This is a genomic window from bacterium (genome assembly GCA_035295165.1).
Classification (GTDB): domain Bacteria; phylum Sysuimicrobiota; class Sysuimicrobiia; order Sysuimicrobiales; family Segetimicrobiaceae; genus JAJPIA01.
In genome coordinates, this window is sequence record DATGJN010000073.1 from 1 (window position 1) to 15,683 (window position 15,683).

Annotated in this window: 9 protein-coding genes; 4 read left to right on the top strand and 5 right to left on the bottom strand. The window is 64.3% G+C overall.

What is annotated here, in order from left to right; all coding sequences use genetic code 11:
- Positions 1 to 966: 966 nt before the first annotated feature.
- The 4 genes from VKZ50_11420 (at position 967) to VKZ50_11435 (ending at position 8,330) form a co-directional block, all read left to right on the top strand.
- A complete protein-coding gene (locus VKZ50_11420) occupies positions 967 to 2,688 on the top strand; it encodes a hypothetical protein (protein ID HLJ60328.1) in 1,722 nt (573 codons plus the stop codon).
- A gap of 829 nt (positions 2,689 to 3,517) precedes the next feature.
- Positions 3,518 to 4,339: a hypothetical protein gene (locus tag VKZ50_11425; protein ID HLJ60329.1), complete on the top strand. Its 822-nt coding sequence runs from the start codon at positions 3,518 to 3,520 to the stop codon at positions 4,337 to 4,339.
- A gap of 344 nt (positions 4,340 to 4,683) precedes the next feature.
- On the top strand, positions 4,684 to 5,832 hold the full coding sequence (locus tag VKZ50_11430) for a glycosyltransferase family 4 protein (protein HLJ60330.1): 1,149 nt from the start codon (positions 4,684 to 4,686) through the stop codon (positions 5,830 to 5,832).
- A 254-nt stretch (positions 5,833 to 6,086) separates the two neighbouring features.
- Positions 6,087 to 8,330 carry a glycosyltransferase gene (locus VKZ50_11435; GenBank protein HLJ60331.1) on the top strand — a complete coding sequence of 748 codons (2,244 nt, stop codon included), beginning with the start codon at positions 6,087 to 6,089 and terminating at the stop codon, positions 8,328 to 8,330.
- A gap of 162 nt (positions 8,331 to 8,492) precedes the next feature.
- Here VKZ50_11435 and VKZ50_11440 read toward each other — a convergent pair whose 3' ends face one another.
- The 5 genes from VKZ50_11440 to VKZ50_11460 form a co-directional block, all read right to left on the bottom strand.
- On the bottom strand, positions 8,493 to 9,326 hold the full coding sequence (locus VKZ50_11440) for a hypothetical protein (GenBank protein HLJ60332.1): 834 nt from the start codon (positions 9,324 to 9,326) through the stop codon (positions 8,493 to 8,495).
- Positions 9,327 to 9,905: 579 nt separating this feature from the next.
- On the bottom strand, positions 9,906 to 11,771 hold the full coding sequence (locus VKZ50_11445) for a hypothetical protein (protein HLJ60333.1): 1,866 nt from the start codon (positions 11,769 to 11,771) through the stop codon (positions 9,906 to 9,908).
- Between the two features lie 281 nt (positions 11,772 to 12,052).
- On the bottom strand, positions 12,053 to 13,285 hold the full coding sequence (locus tag VKZ50_11450) for a glycosyltransferase (GenBank protein HLJ60334.1): 1,233 nt from the start codon (positions 13,283 to 13,285) through the stop codon (positions 12,053 to 12,055).
- A 209-nt stretch (positions 13,286 to 13,494) separates the two neighbouring features.
- The gene (locus VKZ50_11455; protein ID HLJ60335.1) at positions 13,495 to 14,802 is read right to left on the bottom strand and encodes an ABC transporter ATP-binding protein; all 1,308 of its coding nucleotides are present in this window, start codon (positions 14,800 to 14,802) and stop codon (positions 13,495 to 13,497) included.
- 3 nt (positions 14,803 to 14,805) lie between these two features.
- Positions 14,806 to 15,627, bottom strand: coding sequence for an ABC transporter permease (locus tag VKZ50_11460; GenBank protein HLJ60336.1), 822 nt, complete (start codon positions 15,625 to 15,627; stop codon positions 14,806 to 14,808).
- Positions 15,628 to 15,683: the final 56 nt, after the last annotated feature.

A 15,683-nucleotide genomic window follows, 5' to 3' on the forward strand; every position in this document is an offset into this window, starting at 1 on the left:
ACCGTGCCCCGATGGACCTGTGTCAGGACCTGCACGCGCTGTTGATCCTTCTGACTCAACATGATCGTCTCCCTGGTCATAGTCCCAGGGTGACATAGTCACGGAACTGTTAGGGGGTGACATTATTGCTGAACTACTACAATCCGGAGAAGGCGGGATCATGTCTGCCGACCTTCTGTGATATAATCCAGCATGGTTGCGTGTGCAGTCGTCTGCTCGACAGCACAAATGAACGTTGTGCCCGAGGCATCGACGTTGTTCGAATCCACCGTACGTTGACCTGAGCGAGGCGGCGCCTGCGTGTTTGGGTTCTTTGACGAGATCCAGGGATCGACCGCGCGCACATGCATGCTCGATTCACTCCGATGTCCCGTTTTCGGTTCTGTGACTTCTTCGACCGTGCAACGTCGATTCACCCGATCCGGCTATCGGTGTGCGGCACTGTCGAGGTCGGAGCGCGGGCAGATATCGCGCCAACGCCCGCAGGGTGGAGGCGTGGCGCTTCTCCGTTCAAAACCCTGCAAAAGGAGAGTCGGCACGCAGTGAGGGACGATGCATAAATTGCCGATAGGGACCGTTCGCGGAGTCGCATTCAGTCGGAGGGTTCTTCTGCGCCTCGGAGCCACGCTCGCGGGCGCCGTTGGCGTCGGAGCAGCCAGCGTAGCATGCAAACCTATCTCCGGTGTAGATCCGCGGCACATCGCGTCGGGCGTGCTCGCTTCGGTCGCCCCGAAGAGCGCGTCGGGCGCAGGAAAGCTCACGCTTCAACAGAGCTTCATCACCGGGCAGGGAATGGCTGCCAATCTCGCGTGGAGTGATGACGGGACGGCGCTTTATGTCGCCAATGAAGAGTCTGACTCGACCGCTGCCATTCGGATAGACGCAAAGGTCCCGAGCCGTCCGTCGATTACCGGTGGGCTTGGCGGTCCGACCACCCAGGCTTGGGCAGTCGCGCAGAAGGATGGGTTGCTCGTCTTTTCGACCTCGCTCGGCAACACGACGGTGAGCCGGGTCGATCCGTCGACATGGAAGATCGCCTGGACCCAACGCATGCCGTCGCGCGGCCATGCGATCGCCACAGACGGCAAGTACGTCTACGTGCCGCTGGAGTCCAACCCCGGCCGTGTAGTTGTGCTTGATGCGCGTGGAGACCAACGCGGTGGCATCACCCTGGACCAGACCGACTGGTCAAATGGTGGAAGGGCGCAGACGATCTATAGCACCGTTTTCAACGAGCGCGTGAAGACCCTCGCCGTTGCGGTCGCCGGCGTCAATCGTGTCTTCCTGTTCGATGTTTCCAATCCGACCGCCCCGGCGCTGCGCGGAACGATTCCATCCCTCGGGAATCTGGCTACCGCCGGGACGAAGCTGTGGGTGAGCGAATCGAGCGAGATACACTGCTGGGACATTTCGGCACCGGCCTCACCCAAGCTGATGGGCACGCACAGCACGGCTGGGGCGCGTGTGGTCACCAGCTACGGCCAGGTGAGCGCAAACCGTGCGGGCACGCGTCTCTACGCACTGTACCAGGCCGCGAGCGTCGACGGGCATTCAACAAGCGCCGGGACGTCGGCCGGCCTTGCGGCGTTTGACTCGAGTGGGAGTACCCCGGGGCTCCTGCAGACGAACGAGTGGAAGCTCCCTGCCCAGAGCGCCGTTCCTACGGCATTGGCCGTTTCGTCAAAGGATGTTGTGGCGGTCACGTACTTCTGGTTCGGGGTCCGGTTGCATGCGGTGGCCGGCGACAACATCGTTCCGCTGAGTGTCGTGCAGACGGCTGGTGAATCCCGGGACGTCTATGTCGATGCCCAAGGCTATATCTATTCGTTTGGGGATTACCTGATCGGCGCCTACGATCCAAGCGGGAACCGACTGACAACGTACTACGACGGGCCCTATCACGAAGGAGGCTGGATCCGGTTCAAGGACGGCCTCGTGTTGTGCCCGGGAGGGTGGGCTGGCAATCAAGGTATCACCGGATGGGCGCTCTCGGGGGGCACGATCGCGAGAAAGTCGTTCTTCTGGGACGACGAACACAGTTGGGCCCTGGCGTTTGATGGCACGTACCTCTATCAGGGCGGGACGACCGGGGTCGTCGTGTATTCGGTTGGCTCCGCCGCAGATGGGTATCGCTTGACCCAGATCGGCGCTCTTGCCATTCCCGGTGCGGCTGGCAACACATCCGCCGTCGTACGGGCGATTGGATTGCACGGATCGGTGTTGTGGGGAACTGGGGACAAATGCGGCGTGGTGGCAGTGGACGTTAGCACGCCACAGTCCCCGAGGCTCCTGCGTCAAGATAGCTTCTCATACGCCACCAACGGTGGCCACTGTGCCGTCGTTGCCGCTCGAAACCGCATCTACGTCGGATGCGGCAGCGCGAGCGTCCGGATCTACAACCCGGCAACGATGGCCGCGAGTGGTTCGATCCCCGGGTATTTCGCGACCTTCCTGGACAAGGTCAACGACGACCTCCTGGTGCTCTCCCACTACGGAGATGGCATACAGCGCTTTGACAATGAGGGCGTGTATCTCTTCGATCTTCGACGGAACCCGGATTCCCCGACCCTCTTTGCACGCGCCCCGGACGACAGCTCCCCTAATTTTCGCGCACGGTACCTGAACGGGGCCATTTATCGGTGTCCCCTGTGGGGAGTCGAGAAACTCGCGATCGCAGGGTATCCATAGCACAGCAGGCGAGCCCGACGGGTTGATGGCCGCAGACGCTGTTCGACCTCCTTAGGGGTCCGGACAACGCGATGCCTGCCTGCGATGCGGATGCTGCCCCCGGTGTCTCGAGGGCGATCGTGCTGTGCGGGAAGCGCCCAAGGTCGTCGGGATGGGTCGAGACGACTTCGCCTCCCTGGGATGGCTCACCATCGTGGGCACGCTTGAGCGTCGGCCGGTCCCGCCCGTTCCCCTCGGGCGCCGCATGCCGCGAGGGCCCGGAACGGGCGCCGCTCGTTCCTCCCGCAAGACATGCTCTATACTTGACGTATATGGTGGAGTGTAGGGGTCCTGTGTGGTGACGGTGTCTGCGCGGAACATGCTGAGAGGGCTCCTTTTGGGCGGGCAGCTTCAGATCGTTCTCCCCATCCTTCAGGCGGAGCAATGGTTGGCCCCTCTCGAGATTCACGACCGGCAGGTGAGCCGGGCTCGCCAGATTCTCCGAAATGCCTATTCTCAGTTCGGGTTCTACCGCAGGAAGTTGGAAACGTCCGGGCTTGGCGGCGACATCATCGACACGTCCTTCGAATGGTCGCTCGTTCCTCCGCTACACCGATCGGAGATTAGTTCGTCTCTCGACGGTCAACTGTCAGCCCGGGCCTATGCCTGGCGCACGACGGGAGGCTCGACGGGGGCCCCTCTCAGAATCCCGCTTGACCGCAGTGCCTACTGTTGGTATATGGCCGGACAATGGCGGGGGCTCCAGTGGTGGGGGGTGGACGTCGGGGATCGAGGCGCCGTCTTGCTTTCCTCCGGCAGGCTAGGTCGGATCCAGGCGCTTGCAAGGCTGGTGAAGGACCGGGCCCTCAACTGGCTGACGTGGCCAGTCGATGATGCCTTCGATCAACGCGCGGACGCGGCACTGACGCGGATCGAGGCGTTTCGACCCGCGTTCATCTACGGGTATCCTTCGGCGCTGGCGCGCCTCGCGCAGCACCTGGTCCGTCGACGCTCGGCGCGAGGGCGCGGGCCTCGCCTGATCGTGACCTCTGGGGAGCATTTGTACGGATTCCAGCGGAAGCTGATCGAGCGCGCGTTTGGGAGCCCGGTCGTTGAGGAGTATGGGTGCAGTGAGGTCGGCTCGATCGCATTCCAATGTCCGGAAGGGAGGCTCCACGTCGCGGCTGAAAGCGTGCTCGTCGAAGCAATCGGCGCAGCAGAGGCCTCCGACCGTCCCGGCACGGTGCTGGTCACGGGGTTACGGAACCCGCTGGTCCCCTTGATTCGCTACGAAGTGGGCGACCTGGCTGCGCTCGGCACGGACCCCTGTCCTTGCGGCCGGGGGCTCCCCACGATTCGCGTCCTTGGACGGGTCGACGATCAGCTTTCGTTGAGGGGCGAACGAGTGCCTGCGCAAGTGGTCATCGATCGACTTCTGGCCTTGGTCAAGGGATCGGAGCATCTCGCGAGCGCGCGGCTCATCCAGCGTCATCCGTCCGCCCTGGTCCTTCAGATTGAGCTCGGCGACATTGGTCGGATCGAGGTGAATGATGTGGAGGACGCGGCGCGTCAGCTCGGCTATCCCATTACCGTCGAAGCCACGCCGCGACTTCCCCGGACGGCACAGGGGAAGATCCGCGCACTGGAGCACGAGTCGGGAGAGCGCGAATGACAACGACTCGCTCCGCCACTCCCGCTCGGCTGTGTCATGCGGCAACGATCCGTTGCATCGGACGTGTTGAGCCGCATTTGGCAGTCCGCCGCTGCTGTGCTGCCGCATGGCGGTTGCGCGCGCGTTGCGGAATCGCGAGACGGTTGTGAGGGGTTATACCTTGACGCCGGACGGCGCAGACTGGATGTCGTCCTTCGGAGAGGATAGGGGAATGCAAGTGATCAGGGCGGCCCATGTCGTGGTGAAGCCCTGTGGTATGGTTCGGGTTACGCGGTGATTGTCGACCCGCTGCAGAGTGTGCGCGCAACGACACGGGATCGCTGAGGGACCGAGAGGCTGTGAGCATGAGAAAAGTCCTGTTGATTACCGATGACTTTCCGCCCGTTATTGGGGGGCTGGCGAGATGGTACGAACGCGTGTGCACCGCCGTGCCACCGGATCGCGTGGTGGTACTTACCCCGCAGGTGCCCGAGGCTCACCGTTTTGATGTTCGGCAGCGCTATCGAATCGTCCGCCGACGCGTTCCCCGCGGCACTCACCCTCTGGGCCGATTGCTGCAAATCGCCCTTCTCGTGATCTATGCCGCGCGCATCGCGCGCCGCGAGCGGGCGCAGGTCATTCACATTGCGCATCTGCACTTGGGACTGATCGGGATCGCGCTCAAGCGCTGGCTCGGGACGCCGTACGTTCTCTATTTGCATGGCGGAGAGATGGCGCCTTACATGCGCTTTCGGCTCGTTCGGACTGTCGCACGGGCGATCGTTCGTGAGGCGTGCCTCATGGTGGTCAACAGCACGTTCACACGGCGGCACTTCGAGGCCTTAGGCATGAGCAATTCCCATGTTGAACTGCTGACCATGAGCGTCGAGACTGATCGGTTCCGCCCGGACCTGGACGTGCAGGAGACGCGAGTCAAGTACCATCTTGATGGGAAGCGGACTATCCTCACGGTGGGACGCCTCGTGGAGCGAAAAGGGCACGACATGATCATCCGGGCGCTCCGCAGCGTGCAGGAGCGTGCCGGTCCAACAGTGTACGTGATCGCGGGGACCGGGCCTCAGGAGGAGAAGCTGCGCAAACTCGCCGTTGACGTCGGGTGCGAGGGGGACGTTGTGTTTGCTGGCTACGTGGCCGAGGACCAGCTACCGCTCCTCTACGCGGCGTGTGATGTGTTCGCCATGCCAAGCCGTGCGCTCAACACTCGCGACGGCGTCGAGGGGTTTGGCATTGTGTTTCTTGAAGCCGGCGCCTGCGGGAAACCGGTGGTCGGAGGCCGCAGCGGCGGGATTGCGAATGCCGTGGCCGACGGGGTGACCGGGCTCCTCGTGGATCCGGTCGACGTCAACGACGTGACCGATGCGCTGGTCCGACTGCTCGTCCAACGGGAGGTGGCGCGACAATTGGGAGCAAGCGGGAGGCGACGGGCCGAATCGCTCAAGTCGGCATGGGAAGATGCCGTTCAGCGTATCTGGAATCTGCCATCGGTCGGGTAGCCGAGAGTATAGCCGCCGCATGTACCGGCAGGACGCGGGAAGACGGTCCGGGGATTCGGTCGCCGTTGCAGCGCGTCCTTGGCCAGAGATGTGCGGCCGGCCGGACCGGTTCGCTCTGACGGAATCTCGGCGGAAAGAACCCAGCGAGAGACGAACGGAGTCCGAACACGGGTTGCCTGGGTCTCACGCGGACTCTGGAAGCCGGTGGGAGCAACTGGCAACACCATTGCTGGCAAGGCGATAGGAGCGGAGTCGTGCGCGAGTTTCCCCATCTTGTGGACGTGATCGGTCAGTCCCGCAGCGAGGCGCCGCCTGCGCAGGACCGAGACGCGAGCCCGCGCGCCCCGCTCAAGGTATGTCTCGTCGCGCCGGTCGACGACGGGCAAGGATTCGCCGAGGACGCCGTACTCGGGATCACGACACTGGCGGATCATTTGGCCGGCGCCGGACATCTCGTGACCCTGCTCCTGCCTACCGCGGACGGGACGGACTCCGGCGCATTCGCCGAACGCATGCAGCGCGGGAAGAGTCGGGGGATCCAAGTCGTTCTCCTGCCCGCGGATACGGCTTTCGCGGTCGGGGCGTATGCGAATAACGGCCTTTCCTATCGCATCTTTCTGTGGCTGCGCGGTCAGCAATTCGACACGGTCCATTTCGCGGACCGGGGCGGCTACGCCTACTACAGTGTCCTAGCCAAACATCAGGGGCTTGCGTTTGGTAACACAGCGTTCGTCATCGACGCTTACGGGCCCACGCTGTGGGCGCAAGCCGGCGGTTTCCTCCCGCTCGGGGGTGTCGAACCGATAATCGCGGATTTTATGGAGCGTCAGAGCCTCTCGCTGGCGCAAGCTGTCGTAGCCTCAAGCCAGTATTTGCTGTCCTGGTTGGACCGTTCCGGTTGGCGCTTGCCCGATCACACGTACGTCGCGACCGGTGCGGGTACCGCGACCCCCAACGGCCGACCCGAGGATGCGCCGCGACCGCCCCGTGAAATCGTCTTCGCGATCTCCTGGGAGACCGACCTCGCGCTCTTTTGCGACGCGCTCGACCGAATCGGTCAACTGTCCCGCCCGGACGTGACCGTCATGTTCCTCATCAACACCGCGGGTTCGCAAAAGGAGGACATGCTCCGGAATGTCGCGCGTCGCGCCAAACGCTGGAAGTGGTCCGTACGCACACGCGCCTGCCGGACGTGGGCGGACGTTGGAGCGTATCTGGTGGCAGATGGGCAAATCGCGGTCATGGGCCCATCCGCGTGTGGCATCCCGTGTCACCTGTCTGACTTCCTGGCGACCGGCACCCCGCTCCTGGTCCCCGCGGTGGCCGGGATTCCCGAACTCGTGAGCGAGGTGGATCGCCCGCGTGCCTGCTTCGATCCGCTGCCTGGGCACCTCGCCGACCGATTGGCGCAGGTGGCTGTCGCAGGCATGCGGTCGGTGCGTCCAGGAGTAAGCGTGGACACGAACGCACACGCCTGGACGAAGTGGCATGAACTCCTGCGTCCACCGTTGGAGGGTGGGGGCGCCGCCGCGTCCCCGCAGCCGTCTTCTCCGCTCGTGACGGTCTGCCTGACCCACCACAATCGCCCGAGATATCTCGCGCAGGCCTTGGCATCGATTCGGGCTCAGGAATATCCTAACGTGGAAGTAGTTCTCGTCGACGACGGGAGCACGGACGCCGACGCGGTCGATTACGTGCGGCAGCTTGAGTCAGAGTTTGCCGCGCGAGGCTGGCCCCTTATCAGACAGGAGAATCGATTCTTAGGCGCAGCCCGCAACACGGCCGTCAAACACAGCCGAGGGAAGTATCTTCTCTTTATGGACGATGACAACTATGCGAAGCCGGGCGAAATCGCCACGTTCGTCACCGTGGCGGAGCGGACAGGCGCGCAAATTTTGACGTGTTTTGCGGACGTCTTCTCGGGGGAAGATGCCCCGGACGCGACCACCCGACCGTCCAAGCGGAACGTCGCACTCGGCGCAGCACTTGCCTTTGGAGTGTTTCATTGTGGATTTGGCGACGCGAATGCGCTGGTCCTGCGCGACGCGTGTCTTCGCGTGGGCGGGTTTTCCGAGGACTATGGCGTACCAGGAGTGGACTGGGAATTCTTCGCCCGGGCGGCGCTCGCGGGCACGAAGCTTGAGGTCGTGCCGGAGGCGCTCTTCTGGTACCGTGCGCATCGTAGGACGATCACGGGCAGCGGGAGGCAGCGTGAAGCCCATCTTCGGATCTTGCGACCCTATCTTGACGCGACGGGCCCCGAGTTGCGCAGTCTCCTGCTCTACACCACCGGCCAGTTCCTGGAAGACAGATATCCGAAGCCGGCTCGCGGTCTCGCCCAAGCCTTCTATCTGAGCCGGGCGATTGTCGCATGGGCCCGCGACTCCGATAGACGGATGGTGTCGTGGCTCTGGCGCAGTTTTGTCGCGACGGCGAGAGAATCCGGCTTGCGGAGCGCGGTGCGGGCCGCCATCCGCGCCGGGCAGAGGCGATGGTGAGGTTGGCGACGCTGGCTACAGAATGGGAAAACCCATGTGATCGTCCGCGGATCACTGTCAAGAGAAGAGCCGACCCCGCATCCTGAACTGGCGCAGAATCTCGCTTCAACACACGCGGCCATCGGTAGTGGTACCGTGACCGTGTCGGGGGCGGACCTCCCGTCAGGGCCTGCGCAGCCACCGAATCTCGGCGATCCGTTGCCAGACTCCCCGCGAAACTTCGACACACGCCCAGCCTAAGCAAAGCCCCCCGAACACCTCGGAGGTCCAATGATCGCCGAGGTCGACGAGCGATACCATCATGGCCGTCACGAGGATCGCGCCGACGGCCGGGGTCCGACGCAGCGCCGTGCCCGCGAGGAGCGTCATCCTTGTGACGTGGCCCGACGGGTATCCGTAGGCCGCATAGTCCCTCATCATGGCAATCAGCGCCCGCGGCACGCCGATGGCGAAGTGCTTGAGCAGCACCACAGTCGCTCCAATGGCGATCACGGCGGCGGCCGGCCACAACGATGTCGGTCGGCGCCGCCTGTCCCGCACGACGACGAGCAGCAACATGACCGTCACTGCCACCGCCACGAGCACCGCGGCGTTGGCGATCGAAGCCGCCGATACCCGCAAGTCGTCTGCCGGCCGCCGGAACTGCAGAAGCCTCAAGGCGTTAGGCGGACCGGGATGAACGATTACGTGTCCGAAGAAACCGACCACGAGACTCGCCCCGACCATGCCTACCGCCAGGGCCAGCATCGCGGACGCGTGTCGCTCATCACCCAGGACCAACAGGGCGAGGCCGATCGCTGCCACCAACGGGATGATCGTCGCCGCGTTTCCAAAGAATACAAGCGTCGCCGCAGCGCGCCCGACATCCACGCTCGGTATCGCGCTGTGCAGCCATATCGTGATGGCCCGATCGACGTCTGAGGCGACGGCAAGCGTTGACCCAACGGCAAGCGCGGCGAAGCAAATGAGGGCGACCGTCAGACGGAAAATGGACACGGGAGACCTTTCGCCACCGGACGGGTGCAGACCGATCCTTGCTTCGCTTCCCTCACTCCGTCCTGACCTGTGATGGACGCACAGGGCCATCGACGACGTGTCCGGTCCAGAACGGAAGCGATGCGCACAGACTCCAGTCGGCTCCTTTCTTGTCCCGCAGGATCTTACTGCGAGCGGTGTCATGACCTGCCGCGCCGCCTGCCTCAAATGAGGATACCACTGGGGCGGTGGGTTCGCGACGGATTTCTCGGACGATGCAGGTAATCAACGGAGAGGCGAGTGTCTTCGTTCATTCACGATCGGAGAGGAGGAGACACACGTCGATCATGCGCGAGATGACACGAATTTCGGGTCCCGCTGCCGTGCGTGCCGTGTGCTGGTGTGACCGTAGCGGGACAGGCTCTGCGCTGGGCGGTGTCCCGGTGGGCGGCGACGGGCACATGCCCGCAGATCCGTTAGGGACGCGGTGACGGCGAGGGCCCGACCGAACCGAGGATCGGTCAACACCGAACAAGCGACGTCACGGCGGACGCCAGCAGAACCACCGCGGCAGGAGGCGCGCCGCGTGCGTCGGTCACGCTAAAGACCGGTGAGCGCCAGCTCTTCGACGCCCCACAACGCGCAGCGGTAGAGACGCCCGTTCGCGACCCGGCAGCGGAAGTTGGGATCGTCGGAGATCGGGTAGTGGTCGACGAGTTCCGGTGCATCGGGATTGGTCAAGCCGTAGATCCGGAGCCCCTCGGGGGGATTGTACGACACCCCATCTCCGTAGTGACAGACGCACAGGTACGGCTTTTGCGTCGCGGGGCTGGTGTACGGCTCCACCCAGGTAGGAAAGATCCTGCCCGAATAGGGATCCGCGATGATGGCGCCCGTTCTCCTCAGGAGCCGCGGGTCGTAGATACGGACGCCGCTGCTTCCACACGCGGCGTAGACGCGGCCGGCGATGACGCAGAGACCGCAGATGCCATTGTCCTTGAACAAGTCGGCGTCGTGGAACACCACCACCATCGACGATGGATCGCGGACGTCGACGCACGCCACGCCGAACTTTGGACCAGCGACCCACGCTTGGGTCTTCCCGTTCAACATCACCCAGCGCGGGCGGACCGGGAGCGCACCGACCTGCGTCACGCTTAGTGGGTCCGATGGCACAATGCGTCCGGCAACGAACCCCCCGTCGCTACACACGTATAGATGCTCCGCCCCGTCGTACGCGGCGTCGGTCACACCCCCTCCGCCGAGACGGACCTCGCCGAGCCTTGATAGTTGGCCATCCGACACCGCGTACGCGCGCGGGAATCCGCTGCCCGTGTTGTTGTCGATGACCAGGATCGCCCCGCGCGCGTACGGACGCCACCCTTCGAATAGGCTCCCGATCTCGTTGTAGTGTGAGACCGCGCCGGCCGCAGATCTGCTGGTGACCACCCACCGGCCCAACACCGTTTGGTTGCCTGCGGTGTCCACATAGACGTCTCGGCACTCCCCGGTTGTTGGCACTGCGCTGGCGAGGCTCCATCCGTCGTCCGTGCTGCGGCGCCAGATCTCGACGCCGTAATAGTAGCTGGTCAGTGCAAGCACCCCGGCGGTTGCATCGACGGCGATGGCTCCCGGATCCACATATCTGCCATTCGTGAACTGGTGGGCAACGCGGCGCAAGGGCCGCGGCGTGCTATCGGAGACATCGAATACATAGAACCCGCTGACATGGCCGCCAGCGCTGGCCGGGCCGTCTTGAAACGTGACATACAGCCTCGTCCCGGCGGTGTTCACCGTCGGGCTGCCGAACGTGACCGGACCGTCCCCGCCGGTGGCGTGGCTCGGTGCCGCTGTGTATACACCGTGTTGACGGGGTGTCGCTGGAGTGCTCACGTCCCAGCAGCGCAGCGCCGGTCCGTCGCACATCCACACACGGGTCTTGTTCGCGGCGATGTTGCTCGTTCCCGGTCCGAACCTCGTGACATAGGACGGAGACGACGGATCCGCGACATCGAACGCGATCACACCGAGACGCGAGTCGCCGACGTACACATGGCCGGCGGCATGGACGGTCGCGTAGACTTTTTCGAACGTTCCGCCATGAAGCGCGCCGACTCCGAGGGTCGTTCCGTTTCTTCCGTTGAGCACGAGGAAGTTGCTGGTCCCTTCTTGCGCCAAGAACACGTTCGTGCCATCCGTGGCCACCGCATGCGTCTGCGCCGGGAGGGAGCGCTGCCAGACGCGGGCCAGCGTGGTCGGGTTGTACACCCCGACCGTTGCCCCCAACGACGACACGAAGGCCGCGAGCGATCCGGCGGCGCTGATGCCCCAACAGAACTGGAACGGAGCCGTCTCTGCAAGCAACGCCGGCGAGTCCGGCCTCGAGACGTCAAACGCGAGTTGATTCATGTAGGCGCTCTCTTCGTTCGCCATCAGCAGCACGGTTTTCGAGCCGACCGACAACAACGCACATTGCCCCGCGAATCCGTGCGGTGTACGAAGGAGAGCGACTCGAGCGAGCCGCGCCCTCGGCGGTCCGGGCGGACTGGCTGCCCAAACACGTGCCGTGCGAAGGGGGCGCTCCAGGCCCACCGCACCGACCGCGAAGAGCGCGACCCGCGTGATGAGGGCGCGTCGCGACGAGCGCGTGGCCTCGCCGATCCGCCTCGTCGGACGCTCCACCGTCATGCGGGTTGCCGATCCGGTCGGAGGCTCGTCCGGTTCATCGCGGACGCCGAGATGAACCGTCAAGGGCCGTGCGAGGATCGGCGTGAGCCCGCAGAGTCTCGATCACGGAGCTGAAGCCGCTGGTACACCGCGTTCAGTCGAGACGTGATGGTGGACCACGAGTATTCGGTCACCGCCGCGGAGCGCGCCGCTTCCCCAAGGCGCGCACGCCGGGCGGGATCTCGAAGGAGAGCGATCGTCGTCGCGGCGAACGTCTCGGCGTCGTCTGCGATCTCGATGTCTTGCCCCGCGCTGACGCGCAGCCCTTCGGCTCCGAGGGCGGTGGACACGACCGCCTTGCCCATCGACATCGCCTCGAGCACCTTGAGCCGCGTTCCCGAGCCCAGGCGGATTGGTACGATCGCGACGGCCGCCTTGGCGAGGTACGGACGGACGTCCGGGACCCAGCCGGTCACCTTCACTCCGGGGATGGTCTCGAGCTGCTTGATTTGCGGGCCGGGGTGCTGCCCTACGATACACAGACGGACGTCGGGGACCGCGCGTTGGATCAGCGGAAGGACCTTGCGGCAGAAGAACAGCATGGCGTCAACGTTCGGCAGGTACGTGAAGGTTGCCGTGAAGACCAGACCCTCGGGGTCTTCGTCGTCCGCCTGTGGGCGGAATTCGTCGATGTCGACGCCGTTTGGGATGACGGAGATGTTCGCCCGCGGCGCCAACCGCCGCAGTTGTTGCGCATCAACCTCGGACACCGCCAAGACCTCGTCATAACCGCGCAGGATCCTCTGTTGATACCTGGGCAACTTCACTGTGTCCGTGAGCAACAGAAACTTCGTCAGACCCGGACGGACGTGCTGGAGCAAGCGCCGGTAATACGTGGACTCGACATTGTGCATGTCGACCACCTTGGCGACGTCCCGGAGGTGCGTCGCGAGATGCGCCGTCTGCAGAAGCTCGACCTGCACGGCGTCGTATCGTCGCCGCTCGGTTTCCCGATGGAGCGCTTCCTCGAGGGCTGGGGAGTGCATCGTTACGCGGTAGTATGGCGCGGGCGACAACATGCCCGTTACGTGCGCGCCGAGCGACCGTCGTTGGGTCGGCACCATCACCGGGACGACTTTGTGGCAGTACGGTTGCAACGTGGAGGCCAGCTCATACTCGCGGTCATCATTCACGGCGGTGAGCAGGGTGAGGTCATGCCGCGATGCGAGCCCCCGGAGCAGGTGAAAGTTCCGAATCCGCCCGCCGGACGACGTGGCGGAGGGCAGGAACGGCGAAAGCATCAAGATGCGCATCACCGCACCCGGGCCGGCGCGGTCCGGCCCGGTTTCCGCGGCGCTCCCGCGGCTGGGCGTCTCATGCGGCCTGTCTCGTTACCGCGGCCGGTTGAGACGCACGCGGTCATCGATCTCCGTCTGCCGTTGGCGCCACGACATCCGCCGACCGTCGGGAAACCGGGGTCAAACGCCAGGACAGGGCCCTCCGTGAGGACGCAGACAAGTCGTCAGGGTCGCACGATTCCCGGCGCCGCCTGCAATTCCGGCGCATCAAGCATGGCGCGATCTGCCGGTGTCTCATCGAGACTCCATCGGTGCGGCACACGGATCGCGCCGAACTGCCAGGGTCCCGTGACGCCGGCGATCCCTTCGACCTCTTGGGGTACCTGGATCCGGAACGTGCTCGCGTGCGTCCAATCCACGAGTTCGGTCGCCCCGACGCTCTCCCGCACGGTCATCCACAACTCATACGTTCGGGGTCCCAGGGGGAGTGGCCCCATCTGGCAACTGACCATGTGGTGCCCGGGCGACAGGTGGAACGCTTGGTTGCGCTCGAGCATGGAGCACACGGTCAGCATCCCCGGGCGACCGTCGGTGATGCCGAGGCTGAACCACGGGCTGTGGATGTCGTGCTCCGCCTTCAGGTGGACACGAACGGTCACGGCTTCTCCGGTTTCGAATACAGAGCGCTCCCGGCCCGATCCGTCGTGGAGTGAGACATGCTCCACGATCAGGCCGCGCCCGCGAATCTCGGCACCGCCGGCCTTGCGCTGCACTTGCATCTGTTCCGTCCAGTCGATGTACTGTCGCAACACCTCGCGTACATCTCCGATCGCCGCGACCTTGCCACCAAGCAAGAACACAGCGCGTCGGCAGATCGCTTCAACGGTGGTGAGATTGTGCGAGACGAACAAGAGGGTCCTTCCGTCGCTCAGCAGTTGCGTCATTCGCTCGACGCACTTTGCCTGGAACCCGGCGTCCCCGACAGCTAGCGCCTCATCCACGACGAAGATCTCGGGATCCAGGTGGCTCGCGATCGAGAAGCCCAACCGCAGCTGCATCCCGGTGGAGTACATCTTGACCGACATGTCCAGCGAGTCCCACAGCTCGGCGAACTCGACGATCTCATCGAACCGGCGGGCAATTTGATCGCTGGACATGCCCATGATGCGGCCGTACAACCAGATGTTCTCACGACCGCTGAGCTCGGGATGCAGGCCAGCCCCCACCTCGATCAGGGCGCCGATGCGGCCGCGGACGCGAACGCGGCCTTTGGTGGGGAAGGAGATCCGGGTAAGCATTTTCAGCGCCGTGGTCTTGCCGGCGCCGTTCGGGCCGACGAGCGCAAACGACTCGCCCTCGGGCACCTCAAACGAGACGTGATCCAGGGCCAGACGACCCAGTGGCGCGGGCGCGTTCCGGCGAAGCTTCGCCACGAGCGCGCCTCGAAGGCGCGCGAGGTCGTGGCGGAGATGGAACTCACGCATGCCGCGGTACCGCTTGGAAACGTCCTCGAAGCGAACGGCCCAGCTCATGGCTTACACCGCATCCGCGAATCCCGGCTCCATGCGTTTGAAGAGCCAGTATCCCACGCACGCGATCGCGACCGCTTCAACGGTGCTGAGCGCCAGCAGCCGCGGATCCGGGGGAAGCCCCCGGGCCAGTACGCGGTGAAAGCCGTCGATCACGCCGGTCGCGGGGTTTGCGACGACATAGAGCGTCCGCCATCGTCCCTGCACGACCTCCAGCGGATACGCCACGGGAGTCGCGTACATCCACAACTGCATGGCCAGGGGGATCACGTACCGGATGTCCCGGTAGTAAACATTGAGCGCGCTGAAGGCCATGACGACGCCGGTGACTTGTACGGCAAGGATGGCCCACAGGGGGATCGCTAAGAACATGTACCACGACAGCCGGCCGCCGAGGAACGGCTCCAGGATCAGCACCAGGGTGAGTCCGATGCAGAAGTCGAGGCTGGAGCTCAGCACCGCCCCCAGCACCGGCGCTTCGCGGGGGAAGTAGATCTTACGAACCAATGCCGAATCCCGAAGCAGCGTCTGTGCGCCGAACGAGACGGAACTCTGCACGAAGAACCAAGGAACGAGCGCGGCCAGCGCCAGCGCGCCGTACGGCACGTTCCCGGTGTTGATGTGGGCGACCCGTCCGAACACCACGATGAATACCCCGAGGAATACTAAGGGTTGCAAGACCGCCCATGCGACGCCCAGCACGGCCTGCTTGTACTTGACTCGCGTGTCCCGCTCTGCGAACGCCCACACCACCTCGCGGTAGGCCCACAACTCGCGGAGACATCCCGCGAGATCCGAACGTTCCCCGTCGACGACGACCTCAATCACGATGACGCACGTCCCCCCAAGGTTAGCATTTCCATGTGCTTCCGACACCTGCAAGA